The sequence below is a fragment of the Bradyrhizobium diversitatis genome (assembly GCF_016031635.1).
GTDB classification, from domain to species: Bacteria; Pseudomonadota; Alphaproteobacteria; order Rhizobiales; family Xanthobacteraceae; genus Bradyrhizobium; species Bradyrhizobium diversitatis.
The window spans coordinates 146,796-162,109 of record NZ_JACEGD010000013.1 but is presented as its reverse complement, the minus strand read 5'-3'; the positions used below and the strand labels follow the sequence as shown (position 1 = coordinate 162,109).

The following is a 15,314-nucleotide window of genomic DNA, read 5'->3' as shown; positions in this document are numbered from 1 at the left end:
CATCCCGGCTTGACGACCTACCTACTGGAAGGTAGCTCATTCGCATGAGCACCGTTTCCTCGACCGCCGACGACATTCTTGCCTGCGCCCGCACGCTGATCATCGCGGGTGGCTATAACGGCTTCAGTTACGCCGACATCGCCGATGTCGTGGGCATCCGCAAGCCGAGCATCCATCACCATTTCGCCAGCAAGGTCGACCTGGTCCGTACCCTCGTGTCGCGCTATCGCGAGGAGGCCCAGGTGGGGTTGTCGGCGCTCGAACGCAATGTCGCTGATCCCGCCGACCAGCTCAGGAACTACGTGGGGTATTGGGAGGCGTGCATCAAGGATGCGACGGCTCCGTTCTGCGTGTGTGCGCTCCTGGCCAGCGAGCTTCCGATCCTGCCTGAGGAGGTGGCGCTCGAAGTCCGCGCGCACTTCCGCTTCCTGGCATCCTGGCTGGCATCGGTCATGGAGCGCGGCAAGCGGCAAGGACGGCTCCATCTCGCCAGCACGGCACGGGTCGAGGCGGAGGGATTCATGGCGACCGTTCACGGCGCGATGCTGTCGGCGCGCGCTTATGGCGATCCCAAGATGTTCGGCACCATCATCCGGCCGCTGCTGGACCGGCTTTCCACCAGGCACTGACGAGGTCGACACAGGCCATGCTGGTCAGGGCGGCCCGGCGTTTCCGCATTCTATGAAAACTACCAACTAGTAGGTAAGGAGAAGAGAAATGAAAGATCGTGAGATCGCTTTGGAGGCGGCCGACCAGGCGCAATGGCTGAAGCAATACTACTTCCTGCGTGCCGCGTTTTCCGTCGCCTGGGTCATTGCGGCCTTCGTGATCGCGCCAACGTCGGCGGTGATCGCAGCGGCGTTGCTCGTCGCCTATCCGGCCTGGGACGCTGCCGCCAACTATCTCGACGCGCTCTCCAGCGGCGGCTTGAACCAGAACCGCACGCAGGGTCTGAACGTGCTGGTCAGTCTGGCGACCACCATCGCGGTCATCCTGGCCTTGCAGGTGAGCATGAACTGGGTGCTCGGAATCTTCGGGGCCTGGGCGATCCTGTCCGGATTGCTCCAGCTCGGCACGGCCGTGCGGCGCTGGAAGCGTTTCGGCGCGCAATGGGCCATGGTGCTCAGCGGCGGCCAGTCGGCGCTGGCGGGCGGCTTCTTCATCTTTCAGGCCTCGATGCCTGCGGTGCCATCGATCGCGAATGTTGCGGGCTATGCTGCGGTCGGCGCGCTCTACTTCCTCGTCTCGGCGGTCTGGCTCACCGTCAGCACGTGGCGCCGCAGCGCGGCCATGTGAGGCGTTGCTCCGGACGCTTCACGCGTCCGGATAAGGCGTCCCGTCCTTGTGCAGGAAGCGGCCGTCGGATGCCGGGCTCATCATGTCGATGTCGGAGCAGGTGATGAGGTCGGCTTGCGAGCGCGAGCCGACCTCGAGATAGACAGCCGTCGCATTCGACCTGTTGATCATGTGATGGCCGTTGCCGCTTGCCTTGGGGAAGGCCGCGCAATCGCCGGCGCGCAGCACGGTTTCGCCGCCATCCTCGATCAGCGTCACCTCGCCATCGAGGATGTAGACGAATTCGTCCTCGTGCGAATGCCAGTGCCGCTGGCTCGACCAGCCGCCCGGCGGCAGGCGCATCAGGTTGACCCCGAAATCCGACAAGCCCCCGGCATCGCCGAGCCGCCGCCGGATGCGCTCGGCACAGGCAGCATCGAATGGTGCGGGGTAGCCGGAGCCCTTGCGGGCCGGCACGACGGCAATGTCGATCTTTGGCATGGAGGGGTCTCCTGCAATTTCAGGCACTGATGATGGGGCGGATGGTCATGATGTCATTGGCGTCGGCAACTAAGCCCACACCGGCGGCGACCCGATTGAATCCCGCAAGGCGGCAGTCAGGATCGTCAGTTTGGCTGACGGCTGGGCCAGAGCTCGCAACAGATACACGCCGGCCTTTGCCTCATTCCACCGTTCGTCGTCGAGCGGGATTCGTGTCAATGAACCGGCGCGGACATCGGTCCCGACAACCCAGTCTGCCAGGAATGCGATGCCGATGCCGGCGAGCGCCGCGAGCCGCATCGCTTCGAAGTCGTCGCACCGAAACACGGCTTGCGGCCCGGGCGCTGCGCCCGCGGGGTGACCAAGCACGTCCGTCCAGCCCAGCAGGTCGGCGCCGTGCAATTTGTCGACCAGCCGATGGCCGGCGAGGTCTTTCGCTTCGGTCGGTGTGCCGTGACGATCGAGATAGGCGGGAGCGGCGACCAGCATCCTGTTCTGCGATGCCAGCTTGGTCGCGATGAGAGCGCTGTCGGCAAGTTCACCGATCCGGATCACGGCATCGAGCCGCTCCAGCACGGGATCAGCGAGCCTTTCCGTGAGATCGAGCTCGACCGTGAGGCCGGGATGATCCCGCATCACCATTTCCAGGGTGGGGATCACGTAGCGCTTGCCAAAGGTGGGAAAGCAGGCAAGGCGAAGAACGCCGGCGACCGCACCATCGAAAGCGGCGATCTCGGCGTGCGTGTCGGCAAGGTCGTCGAGCAACCGCTGCGCGCGTTCGAACAGTCGTTCTCCGGCGTCGGTCACCGCGAGCGCGCGTGTCGAGCGCACCAGCAGCGGCACCCCGACGCTGTGCTCCAGCGCGTCGATCTGCCTGACGATGGCCGAGGGTGTCACACCGCGATGACGTGCGGCGCTGGAGAAGCTCCCGCCACGAACCACGTCAACATAGATGGCCAGATGTTCCGCAAAACGCGGGTCTTTCATCTTTGCGCCTTTCGCAAAAGGGTTTCGAGCTCAACGTTCATTATCATCAACCCTCAAAGACCGTATCTCCTCTCTCGAAGGCGGGCCTTATCGGCCTAAGCCATTGAATGGAAGGAGATTATCATGAAGGTTCTCGATCGCATCCTGTCGCAATCGGCCTATACCGCAGTCATTGATGTGCCGCTCGACCGGGTGGACATCGCCGAATGGCTGTTCACGCTCTCCGAAGCCGAATATCTGCGCTGCTGCCCGCCTGATCACATTGCGGCCGGTGTCAGCACCACAGACGACGGACGCCGCATGATGATCAACGTCGAGCAGATCGGCACCGGGCTGGTCATCCAACACTACGTCGCGGAAGAGGCCGGCAAGACCTACTGCCGCATGAATTCAATCTCGGACGTGTTTACGACAAATGGCCGGACCCAGGTCAACGTGATCTGGGAGCTGAAGGCCGAAGCCATCGATGACGGGCGCACACGCTATACGAACAGCGTCACGGCACATCCGACCGACGTCTTCATGGCATTCCTGGACAAGCACGGCATTTCCTTCGAAGACGCCGCCAACGCGCGCCAAGCGGCCGGAAGCGACCACAATCGCCGCGAGACGCCGTTGTTCGCCGCCAGCATCGCGCGGCGCGCCAAGGCCCATGCACAGGAGCAGGCAAAGTGAAAGGCATCGTCTATGACGGTTTCGGTCCGGCGGAGGTTCTCCGCCTGGCCGAAGTGCCGAGGCCGGAGATTCGTCCCCACGACCTGCTGGTGCGTGTGAAGGCGGCAGGCGTCAATCGCGCGGATATTCTCCAGCGAAACGGCGCCTACGGCAACCAGAGCTTTGGCGAGAGCACCCTGCTTGGCCTCGAACTGGCCGGCGAAGTCGTTGGCGTCGGCAGCGAAGTCGACGAGGTCTCGATCGGGCAGCGTGTGATGGCGATCGTCGGCGGAGGGGCGTATGCCGAATTCGCCCGGGTCGACCGTCGCATGGCGATCGGGATTCCCGGCAATCTCTCGTTCGTCGAGGGCGCGGCGATCATGGAATCATTCGTCACGGCCGTCGAATCGGTTTCACATGTTGCAGGCGTCGGGCAAGGTCAAACCGTCCTGGTTCACGGTGCCGCGGGCGGAGTCGGCTCCGCCTGCGTGCAGGTCGCCCATGCGCTGGGCGCCACCGTCTACGCAACGGCGAGCGCTTCGCGGTTGGCGGACGTCGGCAGCATCGGCGCCGCCGCTGTGATCGACTATCGTGCCGACGATTTTGAAAGCGTTGTCGCGAGGCTTACCGATCATCGCGGCGTTGACGCCGTGATCGATTTCGTCGGCGGCGACTACCTGCCGCGCAACCTTCGCAGCCTTCGGCCAGGCGGAATCCTGGTTCAGGTCGGTATTTTGAGCGGCCAGCACGCCACCTCGATTCCGCTCAACCTGCTGCTCCACAACCACTTGCGATTGGCGGGCACGGTCATGAAATCGCGAGGCGTGGACGAGAAGCGGGCAATGGTCCGTCGCTTCTCCGAGGGGTTTTCGCCGCTGTTTGCGTCGGGTGAGCTGAAACCGTTGGTGGACCAGGTGTTTCCCCTTGAACGCGCCGCCGATGCCCATAGCAGCGTGGAGCGCGGCGGGGGATTTGGAAAGGTTGTCTTGGCGGTGGATTGAGCGCGGGTAGGGATGTCGTCCTTGCCGATCCGTGGCGCGTGCTGTGCGCAACCTGGACACTGCAGCTACAACGATCCGGTCCGAGCGGCTATGCTGAACGCTTGAAGCCGAACCCTGGAATCGTTGCAAGTGCTCTCTGACGTTCTCAAGCGCAAGTCGATCTACAGTTACTTCAGCCGAACGGCGATGGAGAAGGCGGTCACCTATCAGGCTCAGGGCCGCGTCTCGAACCTGAAGGTCAGCGACGACCTGAAACACGTCAGCGCCGCCGTGCGCGGCAGCGGTTCGAACAGGTATCGCGTCGATATCGCCTTGGCGTTCAGCGGTGACGCGCTCACGGATCTCGATGGCGATTGCACTTGTCCGATGACCTACAATTGCAAGCATGTCGCCGCACCCCTGCTCGAGGCGCTCAGCGGGAAGGAGTCCCCGGCGACGCACACGCACGCCGCCCCTAGCGGCCCAACGGCCCCTCCGGTTCTCTCTTCCGAGCTCACCAGCTGGATCGACAGTGTCGGCCGGACGGCGCGCGGTGACGGAGCTGGAGAGGATCAGAGCCAGTGCCTGCTCTATTGCTTCAAGCCATCCGACCACGCGATGCCGCGGCTGAACCTGTCCCTGCGATCCGTCCGCGCGCTCAAGGGCGGCGGCTTCGCCGAGAGTTATACCAGCCCCATCCTCCACGAGTTCAAGGCCGTGCGGGCGCCGAAGTACTCTCGCGACGTCGACATCGACATCGTGACCCAAGCGGCGGCCGGCACCCGCGATTATGTCGAGCAGGGACCTTATGCGGAGGAACTGCTGAAGCGCATGGTCGCCACCGGCCGGGCATTCTGGCTGGACCACAAGCGAACCCCGTTGAAATGGGCAGACGCGCGGGAGGGCCGGATCGAATGGCAGTCGGCGGGAAAGCCCGGTCTCACCCCTCATCTCGTCCTGGATGGAGCGGTCGCGCTCAATGCGGAGCCGCCGGTCTATATCGATGAGACCGCCGGCCTGATCGGGGTGGCGCATTTGGGCTGCCGCCCCGACTGGCCTTCCAATTTCTGTCGGCTCCGGCCATTCCGCGTGCGCAGGTGGAGGAAGTCTCGCGCCGCCTCAGCCAGAGGCTTCCCGAGCTTCATCATGGCCTCTTGCCGGCGCAGCCGACCGTTGCGGTGACGATCGAAGAGGACCCCCGGCCGGTGCTGCGGCTGCGGCGAGGTCACCTCGCCGGGTACTACTACCACGCGCGCGGCGGGGCCGAGGAGCGCGGGCCGGCGGCCGTCGCCAGCCTCGGATTCCGCTATGGCGGGTTCGATATCGATCCGACCCAGCGCGCGAGCCGGGTGGAGCTGTTTCAGGCCGGCAAGTTGTTTGCGATCACGCGGCGACAGGGCAAGGAAAAGCAGGCACGCAAGCGGCTGGCAGATGTCGGTCTTCGCGATGCGAGGGCAGTTCTGCCGACGCTCGATTACCGCCATGCCGCGGACTTCACGCTGAGCGACCAGGGCGACTGGTTCGACTTTCTCGCACAGCATGCCGGCCAGTTGCGGTCGGAAGGTTACGAGATCCTGGTCGACGACGATTTTCCGTACCGGCTCGCGGACTCCTCCGGCGACTTCGATGCCGCGCTGGAATCGAGCGGCATCGACTGGTTCGAGCTGGAGCTCGGCATCGACATCGACGGTGAGCGCCAAGACCTCGCCCCGCACGTGGCCGCGCTGGTCTCGGCGCCCGGCTTCACGCCGGACCGGTTGAGGCAACTCGCCGACAAGGGCGAGCGGTTCTATCTGCCGCTGGCCGACGGCCGCCAGCTGGCGCTGGCCGCCGATCGCTTCCTTCCCCTGGTGCTGGCGCTGCATGGCCTGCACCTGAGCGGCAGCCTCGATGGTTCGAAGAAGATCAGGCTGTCGCAAGCCGAAATCGTTCCGCTGCTTGGCGTGGAGAACGAGAGGTTCGTCTTTCGCGGCGCCGACAATCTCCGCCGTCTCGCCAACCTGCTTCAGCTGCGTGGATTGGCCGCGCCGGACCTTCCGCCGACGTTCCGTGCGACCCTTCGACCCTATCAGGCCCAGGGCGTTGCCTGGATCGACCTGCTCCGCGAGAGCGGATTGGGCGGCGTCCTCGCCGATGACATGGGCCTCGGCAAGACGATTCAGGTCCTGGCCTTGATCGCGCTGGAAAAGCAGCGCGGGCGGCTCACGAAGCCGGTGCTGGTCCTCGCGCCGACGAGCCTGATGACCAACTGGTCGGCCGAAGCGGAGAAATTCGCACCGGATTTGAAGGTGCTCGTCCTGCAAGGGCCGACCCGCAAGGAGAAATTTCCGGCCATTGCCGAGCACGATCTCGTGCTGACGACCTATCCTTGATCGCACGGGATCGGGAGGTGCTGCTGACGCGGGAATGGCACGTCGCCGTGCTCGACAAGGCGCAGACCGTCAAGAATCCCGATGCCGCCACCACCCGCTGGCTGCGGGAGGTCAAGGCCGCGCACCGCTTCTGCCTCACCGGCACGCCCATGGAAAATCATCTCGGTGAGCTCTGGTCGATCATGAGCTTCGTCATGCCGGGCTATCTCGGGGACAAGGCCGCGTTCTCGCGCCAATGGCGCACCCCGATCGAGAAGCGCGGCGACAAGATGCGTGCCGCGGCTCTGGCGCAGCGGGCCAAACCCTTCCTGCTGCGTCGGACCAAGGCCGAAGTTGCCACGGAACTGCCGCCCAAGAGCGAGATCCTGGAGACCATCGTGCTCGAAGGTCCGCAGCGCGATCTCTACGATTCGACCCGGCTGTCGATGTCGCGCAAGGTTCGCGAGGCCATCGCAGAGCGGGGCCTCGCCAAAAGTCACATCGTTGTGCTGGAAGCCCTGTTGCGAATGCGGCAGGCCTGTTGCGATCCGGCGCTGCTGAAGCTGCGCGACGGCGTGGAGCGGCCGTCGGCCAAGCTCGAGCGGCTGATCGAGATGGTATCGGAGCTGTCGAGCGAGGAGCGGAAGATCATTGTCTTCTCCCAATTCACCTCCATGCTCGACCTGATCCGGCGGCGCTTCGACGCCGACGGCGTGCGCTACAGTCTTCTCACCGGCGATACCAAGGACCGCAAGACGGCGATCGAGGCCTTTCAGAACGGTGCGGCGGAGGTGTTCCTCGTCAGTCTGAAGGCGGGCGGGGTGGGTCTCAATCTCACCGCTGCCGACACCGTCATCATCTTCGATCCCTGGTGGAATCCCGCCGTCGAGGAACAGGCCATCGATCGTGCCTACCGGATCGGGCAGGACAAGGCGGTGTTCGTCTACAGGCTGGTCGCTGCCGGCACGATCGAGAGAAGATGGACGAGCTGAAGGCCCGAAAACGGGCGCTGGCCGACAGCCTGTTCGAACGCGATGGACAGATCGCTTCGGCGCTCACCGAGGACGACGTCAAGGCCTTGTTCGAGGCTTGACTGAACGCGGCGTGCGGTGAGCGCAGGCCGGCGTTGGCCTCCGGGGCCTGATGCTCTCGAATTGGGGATGATGCCATTATGCCGGTGTTTTGCCCGACAGGTCAAATCGCGCCCTGACATCGCAAATGACCGTCCTTGTAAGTCATTGATCCCGCTGGTGCGGCTACTGTGCATGGGGTTGTTTTTCCAGTTTTTGTTGGCAGGTCACAAAGGCGTGCGGCAAAAATGACGTCAGCCTGTCGGCCGGCGCCGTTCCCATTCGTCCTCCATTCAGACAGATCTGACGGGAGACCGACATGACTTCCTCCAATTATCGCTGGGTGATCGTCGCCGCCGGTGGATTGCTCGGCTGCGTCGCGATCGGCGGCATGTTTTCGCTGCCGGTGTTCCTGCAGCCGATCGCAAAGGACACCGGTTGGTCGGTGACGGGCATCTCCAGCGCGATGACGATCGGCTTTCTGGCGATGGCTTTCACCAGCATGGCCTGGGGCACGGCGTCGGACAGGTTCGGGCCGCTGCCGGTGGTGCTGACGGGATCGACCGTGCTTGCGCTCAGCCTGTTCGCGGCGAGCCACGCGACCTCGCTCCTCGTGTTCCAGGTCGTGTTCGGCCTCCTGGTCGGCGCCGCCTGTGCGGCGATCTTCGCGCCGATGATGGCGACTGTCACCGGCTGGTTCGACACCAATCGCAGCCTCGCCGTGTCGCTGGTCTCCGCCGGCATGGGCATGGCGCCGATGACGATGTCGCCGCTGGCGGCCTGGCTCGTCTCCGGCCACGACTGGCGCACCTCGATGCAGATCGTCGCGCTGGTGGTCGGCGCCATCATGATCCCGGTCTCGTTCCTGGTGCGCCGTCCGCCGGCGCTCGCGCAGGCCGCGGCCGCGCCGGCGGGCGAGGGCGCAGCGCAAGGCGAGATGTCGATGGGCGAAGCGTTGCGCTCGCCGCAATTCCTCATTCTGCTTGCCACCAACTTCTTCTGCTGCGCGACCCATTCCGGCCCGATCATCCACACCGTCAGCTATGCCGTGAGTTGCGGCATCCCTCTGGTCGCGGCGGTGACGATCTACAGCATCGAGGGGTTTGCCGGCCTCGGCGGACGCATCGCCTTCGGCCTGATGGGCGACCGCTTCGGCGCCAAGCGCGTGCTGGTCTCCGGCCTGCTGCTGCAGGCGTTCGGCGCGCTCGCCTACGTCTTCGCGCATCAGCTCACGACGTTCTATGCGGTCGGCGCCATCTTCGGCTTCATCTATGCCGGCACCATGCCGCTCTACGCCGTGCTCATCCGCGAGAACTTCCCGCTCAAGATGATGGGCACGGTGATCGGCGGCACGGCGATGGCCGGCAGCCTCGGCATGGCGACCGGCCCACTCGCCGGCGGCCTGATCTACGACGCTTTCTCCAGCTATGCCTGGCTCTACATCGCCTCCTGGGCGATGGGCCTGGGTGCGTTCCTGATGGCGATGACGTTCCGCCCCTTCGCAAAGCCGCAAGGCGAGGTGGCGCCTGCGGCGGCATGAGTTCAAGATCGAGGCGGGGCGTCAGAGCTGCGCCTCGATCGCGGCCTTGTCGATCACCGACCAGACCTGCCGGATCTTTCGGTCTTGAAATTCGTAGAACACGTTCTCGCAAAAGGACATGCGCTTTCCATTGACCGCGAGACCCAGGAATGTCCCGGCTGGCGTGCAGTCAAACTTCAGCCGGGCGGCGATGCGGGGAGGATCGGAGATCAGCATCTCGACGTGGAACTGCAGATCCGGGATCTCCCGAACGTCCCGCTCCAGCATCGCGCGATAGCCGGCCAGCCCAAGGGGCCGCGCGTTGTGGACGACCTCCTCATGCACGAATCGTCCGAGGGCCGGCCAGTCCCGCCGGTTCAGGCAAGCGATGTAGTCGCCGTAGATGGCGGCGAGGTCGTCTTTCGTCATGGCGAAGCTCCTGCGGCTTCGATCATAACGCACTGGGATCGCGAACCGGTCCAGCTCACAGGCGCTTTTCGAAGAACAGGTCCGGATAGGGATCATCGTTGAAGCGGGGGATCTCGCGCCAGCCCGTGCTGCGATAGAGCTGACCGGCCTCGGGCAGCGCACTGTTGGTGTCGAGCCGCAGCAGCGTGATGCCGAGTTCCCGCGCCGCGCTCTCGGCCGCATCCATCAGGCGGCGGCCGAGCCGCAATCCGCGCGCGGCAGGCGCCACCCACAGCCGCTTGATCTCGGCATAGCCGTGATCGGTTCCCTTCAAGCCGACGCAGCCGATCGGCAGCGTGTCCGACATCGCGACGAGGAATGTGCCGCGCGGCCGGCGCATGTCCTTGGCGTCGGGGTCGCGCGACAATGAGACGTCGAAGCCGTGTTTGAAGCGGCGGCCGAGCTCGGCATAGTACTCGCCGAGGCAGTAGCGCGCTTCCTCGCACCGCGGATCCATCTCGTCCAGCGCCACGCGCTCGCGCGTCAGCGCGGAGGCGATCAGGTCCATCGCCGCCAGCAGCGCCTCGCGCTGCGAATGTTGCGCGAGGAAGCCTTCCGCCTGCGCGTTCGACAGCGCCTCGTAGGCCGCGAACTCGCGCCGGCCCGCCCGTGTCAGCTTTGCCATGCGCCGGCGCGCATCGTCTTCGCGCGCGGTGGTCTCGATCAGCCCTTCGTCCTCAAGGCTGCGGAGCAGCCGGCTCATCAACCCGGAATCGAGACCGAGATAGTCGCGGATTTCCGCCACGTCCGAGCGCCCGTGCCCGATCGCGTTGAGCACCCGCGCTGCCCCAAGCGGCCGGCTGCGCCCGAGGAACGAATTGTCGAGCGTTCCAACGGCGGACGTGACGGCACGGTTGAAGCGGCGGACGCGGGAGACGGCATCGAGCATGATGTCTGACGTTAGTCAGATATTTCGGTCTGTCAATCGCGCCCGTCGCCAAGCCACAACGCGCACGGAGGTCCGCGCGACGCGCGCATTCTCCCCGGGCCTCAGCCCTCTCGAAGTCGGCAGTGGATTTCGTCCGAGGCCGGTTATGTCGCGGTTGCACCGAGGCTACAAATCGCACCCCATAATTCGTGAAACGGAAGCCGGAAATGACGATTTCGACAGGACTCACCGAGGCCCGCAAGCAGCCTAAGCTGTCGCGCACCTCACCACCGACGGATTTGTCGCCGGTCGAATGGCAACGTGGCCTGCGCCGCCAGTTCGGCCGCGAGCAGTCCTTTCGCCTGGAGAACATCGGCGCCGAACCCTTCTTCTCCGAATTCAGGGTCACTAACCCGGTTTTCAAATCGAGCTATCGCGTCGTGATCCGTGGCCCTGGGCCCGGTGGCAATTTCTGCTCATGTCCGGACTATGCGACCAATGAGCTCGGCACCTGCAAGCACCTCGAGTTCACGCTGGCCCAGCTGGAAAAGAAGCGCGGCGCGAAAGCGGCGTTTGCGCGAGGCTACCAGCCGCCGTTTTCCGAACTCTATCTCCGAAATCAGGGGCGGCGGAGCGTGCATTTCCGTGCCGGAACCGATTGTCCGGCGAATGTGAGGAAGGCCGCCGCCCCGGCCGGAAGGGCAATCGCGGCGCGCGCGTCATCGATGGCGGTCGCGCGCAGCGACAGAAGGCCTATATCGAGGACGATTTTTGCAAGATCACGAACTACGAGAAGCTGCAGCCCGATCTCGACTTGATCGGCGCTTGGTCACCGGAACTGGTCGTTGTCGATGAGGCGCAGCGCGTCAAGAACTGGAATACGGTTGCCGCGCGTGCGCTGAAGCGCATCGACAGCCCCTATGCGATCGTGCTGACGGGAACGCCCCTGGAAAACAAGCTCGAAGAATTGGTCTCCATCGTGCAGTTCGTCGATCAGCATCGTCTGGGTCCAACCTGGAAGCTCCTGAACGAACATCAGGTCAGGATGAGACCGGTCGTGTCACCGGCTATCGTGATCTCGGCAGGATCGGCGAGACCTCGCACCCATCATGATCCGTCGGCGCAAATCGGAGGTGTTGCGGCAGCTGCCCGATCGCACCGACCAGAACGTGCTGATTCCCATGACCGGTCCGCAGATGGAGCTGCACCGCGAGAACGCCGACTAGGTGGTCAAGATCGTGCAGCGCTGGCGCAAGACCAAGTTCCTGTCGGACAAGGATCAGCGTCGGCTGACCTGTGCGCTCCAGAACATGCGGATGTCCTGCAACAGCACCTATCTGCTCGACCAGGAGAGCGATCACGGTCTCAAATCGGACGAACTCGCCGCGCTGCTCGATCAGCTGTTCGTCGTGCCGGACGCAAAGGCGGTAGTATTTTCACAGTGGACGCGGACACACGATGTGGTGATCCGTCGGCTTGCTGCGCGCGGCATCGGTTATGTCACTTTCCACGGCGGCATCCCTTCGGAGAAGCGGCCCGAGCTGGTCCAGCGCTTCCGGGACGACCCGGCCTGTCGCGTGTTCCTGTCCACGGACGCAGGCAGCACGGGTCTCAATCTCCAGCATGCCTCGACGCTGGTGAACATGGACCTGCCGTGGAATCCTGCCGTTCTCGAGCAGCGCATTGCCCGTGTCCATCGGCTCGGCCAGGCCCGTCCGGTACAGATCGTCAATTTCGTCGCGAAGGGGACGATCGAAGAAGGCATGCTGTCGGTGCTGGCCTTCAAGCGCTCTCTGGCGGAGGGCATTCTCGATGGGGGCAGCAACGAGGTCTCGCTGGGCGGATCGCGGCTGACCCGCTTTATGAGGGACGTCGAGAGCGTCACTGGAAGCATGGGAAGTGGCGAGGTGGTCACGGCGGCAGAGGAGGTTGGACAGGTCGATGGTGCCGCCGAGGCTGGACCAGCCGACGAAGACGCCGCGGCGGCGTCGACCGCGCAAGCCCGCGAGCGCACCAGCAAAGCTCGAGACGTCGCGGCGACCGATCACTGGCAAGGTCTGGTTCAAATGGGTGCGCAGCTCGTCGGCGCCATCGTGGCAGCGAGCGGCGATGGCGCGATCGGACATCCATGGGTCGAGCGCAATCCGACAACAGGTGCGCACAACCTCAAGATTCCGCTTCCGCCTCCGGAGACTGCAAGGCGACTGGCGGACTTGCTCGGCGCACTGGCCGCTTGCGTGGTGGAACGGCTTGACGCTGCCAGGGCGCTGCAGGATGTCGCGGCGCTCGCAGTGACGAGGTCGATCCAATTGCGCCTCTCTTTGTGAATTGTGCCCGCGCCGCGGAGCGTTACCATCGGCTGCTGCCGTGGAGTACGGGAGCCGGATTACTGGGAGGCGGCATTGAGCGGGATGGAACGCAAAGCGAAGGGATCGGACCTGTTCGTCGCGGCACTGGAGAATGAAGGTGTCGACAGAATCTTCGGCATTCCCGGCGAAGAGAATCTCGATCTGGTCGAATCGCTGCGCGCCTCCAGGATCGAGCTGGTCCTGACCCGGCACGAGCAGGCCGCCGCCTTCATGGCCGCAACGCATGGACGGCTGACCGGCAAGCCCGGCGTTTGCCTGTCGACGCTCGGACCCGGTGCGCTCAACCTGTCGACGGGGGCGGCCTATGCGCATCTCGGCGCGATGCCGATGATCCTGATCACCGGCCAGAAGCCGATCATGAGCAGCCGGCAGGCCCGGTTCCAGATCGTGGACGTGGTGGCGACCATGAAGCCGCTGACCAAGCTGTCGCGGCAGATCGTCAGCGCCTCCAGCATTCCGACCGTGGTGCGCGACGCCTTTCGCGTCGCCATGGAGGAGCGGCCCGGGCCGGTGCATCTCGAATTGCCCGAGGACATCGCGGGCGACGAGGTGCCTGCGGTCCCCGTGATCCAGGTCCATCCGATCGAGATCCCGGTCGCCCATCGTGCGGCGCTCGACCGCGCCGCCGAGATGATCATGGCCGCAAGGCGCCCGCTGCTGATGATGGGCGCGGCGACCAGCCGGCCGCGGTCGACCCACGGCATCGCAAGCTTCGTGCGGCGGACCGGCATTCCGTTCTTCACGACGCAGATGGGGAAGGGGACCGTGCCCGGCGGCACTAATCTTTATATGGGGACCGCCGCGCTGTCGGAACGCGACTACGTCCATGACGCGATCGATGCCGCCGATTTGATCGTCGCGATCGGCCACGATCCGATCGAGAAACCGCCCTTTATCATGGGCCCCTCGGGCCCGAAGGTCATTCACGTCAGCTATACGCCGGCGAGCGTCGAGCAGGTCTATTTCCCCGATGCCGAGGTCGTCGGGGACGTTGGCCCGAGCCTGGAACTGCTGGCGGATCGGCTCGAAGGCAAGCTGCCGCAGGCCGCGGCGCTGCTCCCGCTGCGCGAAGAGATCCTGGGGCATATTGCCGATCGCGCCACCGAGGCGCGCTGGCCGCCGACGCCGCAGCGCATCGTGCACGACATCCGCCAGGTGATCCCCGAGAACGGCATCGTCGCGCTCGACAACGGCATGTACAAGATCTGGTTTGCGCGCAACTACCGCACCCGCGTCGCCAACACGCTGCTGCTCGACAACGCACTGGCGACCATGGGCGCCGGCCTGCCGTCGGCGATGATGGCCGCGATGCTCTATCCCGACTGCCGCGTACTCGCCGTCGCCGGCGACGGCGGCTTCATGATGAACAGCCAGGAGATGGAGACCGCGGTCCGCCTCAAGCTCAATCTGGTCGTGCTGGTGCTGGAGGACAACGCCTACGGCATGATTCGCTGGAAGCAGGCCGTCGATCATTTCGCCGATTACGGCATGACGTTTGGCAATCCCGACTTCGTGCTCTACGCGAAGGCTTACGGGGCGAAAGGGCATCGGATCGAGAGCATCGACGGCTTTGGCCCGACGCTGGAGGCCGCATTCGAGGAGGGCGGCGTGCATCTCGTCTCGATCCCGATCGACTATTCGGAGAACGTGCGGGTACTCGTCGACGAGCTGCGCGCACATGAGAAATCAAAGGCGTGACGACAGCGGCCTCGTGCCCCGGACGCAGCGCAGCGCTCCTTCAGCGGTGCGCTGCAGAGCCGGGGCCCATGCATCAGCGAACTCTGTGGCTTCCTGGGTCCCGGCTCGGCGCAGCAACGCGAGAGCGTTGCTGCGCGTCCGGGACACGAGAGGGGCGAGCGCACTTGTGCTGCGGTCGCCGATCGCCGACACTCCCAATCACTCAACCAACCACAGGAATATGAAATGACTCGCGTTCGTTGTGTCACCGAGATGGGCATGGGCGTCGACGTTCACGGCAGGGACGCCACCAAGGCGGCCAAGCGTGCGGTCTCCGATGCCATCAGGCATTCGAGCCTCGGCTTCTTCCGGATGATCGGCAAGACCGCCAACGACATGTTCGTCGATGTCACGATCGCGGTGCCCAATCCGGAAAGCGTCGACAAGGAAGCCGTCGCCAGGGAGCTGCCTTACGGCACGGTGACCATCAACGCGGTCAAGGGCGGGCTGGAGATTCCTTCGGCCACGGAAGTAGCCAACGACCCCATTCTCATCGCCAATGCCGCCGTCATCGTCAGCTTCGACAAGGACTAGG

At 64.7% G+C, this 15,314-nt stretch carries 13 protein-coding genes and 2 pseudogenes; 11 read left to right on the top strand and 4 right to left on the bottom strand.

Going from position 1 to position 15,314, the window contains the following annotated elements; all coding sequences use genetic code 11:
- Positions 1-44: 44 nt before the first annotated feature.
- Together H1B27_RS16310 and H1B27_RS16305 are read left to right on the top strand one after the other, a co-directional pair.
- Positions 45-629 carry a TetR/AcrR family transcriptional regulator gene (locus H1B27_RS16310; protein WP_197966738.1) on the top strand — a complete coding sequence of 195 codons (585 nt, stop codon included), beginning with the start codon at positions 45-47 and terminating at the stop codon, positions 627-629.
- A gap of 88 nt (positions 630-717) precedes the next feature.
- Entirely contained in the window at positions 718-1,296 is a 579-nt protein-coding gene (locus H1B27_RS16305; protein WP_028182085.1) for a DUF308 domain-containing protein, read from the top strand.
- 18 nt (positions 1,297-1,314) lie between these two features.
- Here H1B27_RS16305 and H1B27_RS16300 read toward each other — a convergent pair whose 3' ends face one another.
- On the bottom strand, positions 1,315-1,776 hold the full coding sequence (locus H1B27_RS16300) for a cupin domain-containing protein (protein ID WP_197966737.1): 462 nt from the start codon (positions 1,774-1,776) through the stop codon (positions 1,315-1,317).
- Between the two features lie 69 nt (positions 1,777-1,845).
- Positions 1,846-2,763 carry a LysR family transcriptional regulator gene (locus H1B27_RS16295; RefSeq protein WP_197966736.1) on the bottom strand — a complete coding sequence of 306 codons (918 nt, stop codon included), beginning with the start codon at positions 2,761-2,763 and terminating at the stop codon, positions 1,846-1,848.
- A 123-nt stretch (positions 2,764-2,886) separates the two neighbouring features.
- Between H1B27_RS16295 and H1B27_RS16290 the strand changes: the two genes are divergently transcribed.
- The 4 genes and pseudogenes from H1B27_RS16290 to H1B27_RS16275 all read left to right on the top strand — a co-directional run bounded on the left by H1B27_RS16290 (position 2,887) and on the right by H1B27_RS16275 (position 9,358).
- Positions 2,887-3,438, top strand: a complete 552-nt coding sequence (locus tag H1B27_RS16290) for a hypothetical protein (RefSeq protein ID WP_197966735.1) — start codon at positions 2,887-2,889, stop codon at positions 3,436-3,438.
- The gene (locus tag H1B27_RS16285) at positions 3,435-4,418 is read left to right on the top strand and encodes an NAD(P)H-quinone oxidoreductase (protein WP_197966734.1); all 984 of its coding nucleotides are present in this window, start codon (positions 3,435-3,437) and stop codon (positions 4,416-4,418) included. Before H1B27_RS16290 ends, H1B27_RS16285 begins: the two co-directional genes overlap by 4 nt.
- A gap of 186 nt (positions 4,419-4,604) precedes the next feature.
- Positions 4,605-7,841: pseudogene (locus H1B27_RS41385) on the top strand (DEAD/DEAH box helicase).
- 296 nt (positions 7,842-8,137) lie between these two features.
- Positions 8,138-9,358, top strand: a complete 1,221-nt coding sequence (locus H1B27_RS16275; protein ID WP_197966733.1) for an MFS transporter — start codon at positions 8,138-8,140, stop codon at positions 9,356-9,358.
- A gap of 21 nt (positions 9,359-9,379) precedes the next feature.
- Here the strand turns inward: H1B27_RS16275 and H1B27_RS16270 are convergent, their stop codons facing one another.
- Both H1B27_RS16270 and H1B27_RS16265 read right to left on the bottom strand, forming a co-directional pair.
- On the bottom strand, positions 9,380-9,766 hold the full coding sequence (locus H1B27_RS16270; protein ID WP_197966732.1) for an ester cyclase: 387 nt from the start codon (positions 9,764-9,766) through the stop codon (positions 9,380-9,382).
- 55 nt (positions 9,767-9,821) lie between these two features.
- Positions 9,822-10,694, bottom strand: a complete 873-nt coding sequence (locus H1B27_RS16265) for a bifunctional helix-turn-helix transcriptional regulator/GNAT family N-acetyltransferase (protein WP_197966731.1) — start codon at positions 10,692-10,694, stop codon at positions 9,822-9,824.
- Between the two features lie 206 nt (positions 10,695-10,900).
- On the opposite strand from H1B27_RS16265, the gene H1B27_RS40125 reads away from it, so the two are divergent.
- The 5 genes and pseudogenes from H1B27_RS40125 (at position 10,901) to H1B27_RS16250 (ending at position 15,313) form a co-directional block, all read left to right on the top strand.
- Complete coding sequence (locus H1B27_RS40125) at positions 10,901-11,491, top strand: SWIM zinc finger family protein (RefSeq protein WP_246515453.1); 591 nt, start codon at positions 10,901-10,903, stop codon at positions 11,489-11,491.
- Positions 11,395-11,619: pseudogene (locus H1B27_RS40120) on the top strand (SNF2-related protein); the annotation flags it as partial. The gene H1B27_RS40125 and the pseudogene H1B27_RS40120, both read left to right, overlap by 97 nt.
- 280 nt (positions 11,620-11,899) lie before the next feature.
- Positions 11,900-13,000 (top strand): DEAD/DEAH box helicase, encoded by a 1,101-nt coding sequence (locus H1B27_RS40115; protein ID WP_311976949.1) that lies wholly within the window; start codon positions 11,900-11,902, stop codon positions 12,998-13,000.
- Between the two features lie 84 nt (positions 13,001-13,084).
- Positions 13,085-14,740 (top strand): acetolactate synthase large subunit, encoded by a 1,656-nt coding sequence (locus H1B27_RS16255; protein WP_197966730.1) that lies wholly within the window; start codon positions 13,085-13,087, stop codon positions 14,738-14,740.
- Positions 14,741-14,965: 225 nt separating this feature from the next.
- Positions 14,966-15,313, top strand: a complete 348-nt coding sequence (locus H1B27_RS16250; RefSeq protein ID WP_197966729.1) for a Lin0512 family protein — start codon at positions 14,966-14,968, stop codon at positions 15,311-15,313.
- The last annotated feature ends 1 nt before the right edge of the window (position 15,314 follow it).

Coding starts and splice junctions, on each gene's coding strand:
- H1B27_RS16310 (WP_197966738.1), top strand. CDS start 45: ATGAGCACCGTTTCCTCGACCGCCGACGACATTCTTGCCTGCGCCCGC.
- H1B27_RS16305 (WP_028182085.1), top strand. CDS start 718: ATGAAAGATCGTGAGATCGCTTTGGAGGCGGCCGACCAGGCGCAATGG.
- H1B27_RS16300 (WP_197966737.1), bottom strand. CDS start 1,776: ATGCCAAAGATCGACATTGCCGTCGTGCCGGCCCGCAAGGGCTCCGGC.
- H1B27_RS16295 (WP_197966736.1), bottom strand. CDS start 2,763: ATGAAAGACCCGCGTTTTGCGGAACATCTGGCCATCTATGTTGACGTG.
- H1B27_RS16290 (WP_197966735.1), top strand. CDS start 2,887: ATGAAGGTTCTCGATCGCATCCTGTCGCAATCGGCCTATACCGCAGTC.
- H1B27_RS16275 (WP_197966733.1), top strand. CDS start 8,138: ATGACTTCCTCCAATTATCGCTGGGTGATCGTCGCCGCCGGTGGATTG.
- H1B27_RS16270 (WP_197966732.1), bottom strand. CDS start 9,766: ATGACGAAAGACGACCTCGCCGCCATCTACGGCGACTACATCGCTTGC.
- H1B27_RS16265 (WP_197966731.1), bottom strand. CDS start 10,694: ATGCTCGATGCCGTCTCCCGCGTCCGCCGCTTCAACCGTGCCGTCACG.
- H1B27_RS40125 (WP_246515453.1), top strand. CDS start 10,901: ATGACGATTTCGACAGGACTCACCGAGGCCCGCAAGCAGCCTAAGCTG.
- H1B27_RS16255 (WP_197966730.1), top strand. CDS start 13,085: ATGGAACGCAAAGCGAAGGGATCGGACCTGTTCGTCGCGGCACTGGAG.
- H1B27_RS16250 (WP_197966729.1), top strand. CDS start 14,966: ATGACTCGCGTTCGTTGTGTCACCGAGATGGGCATGGGCGTCGACGTT.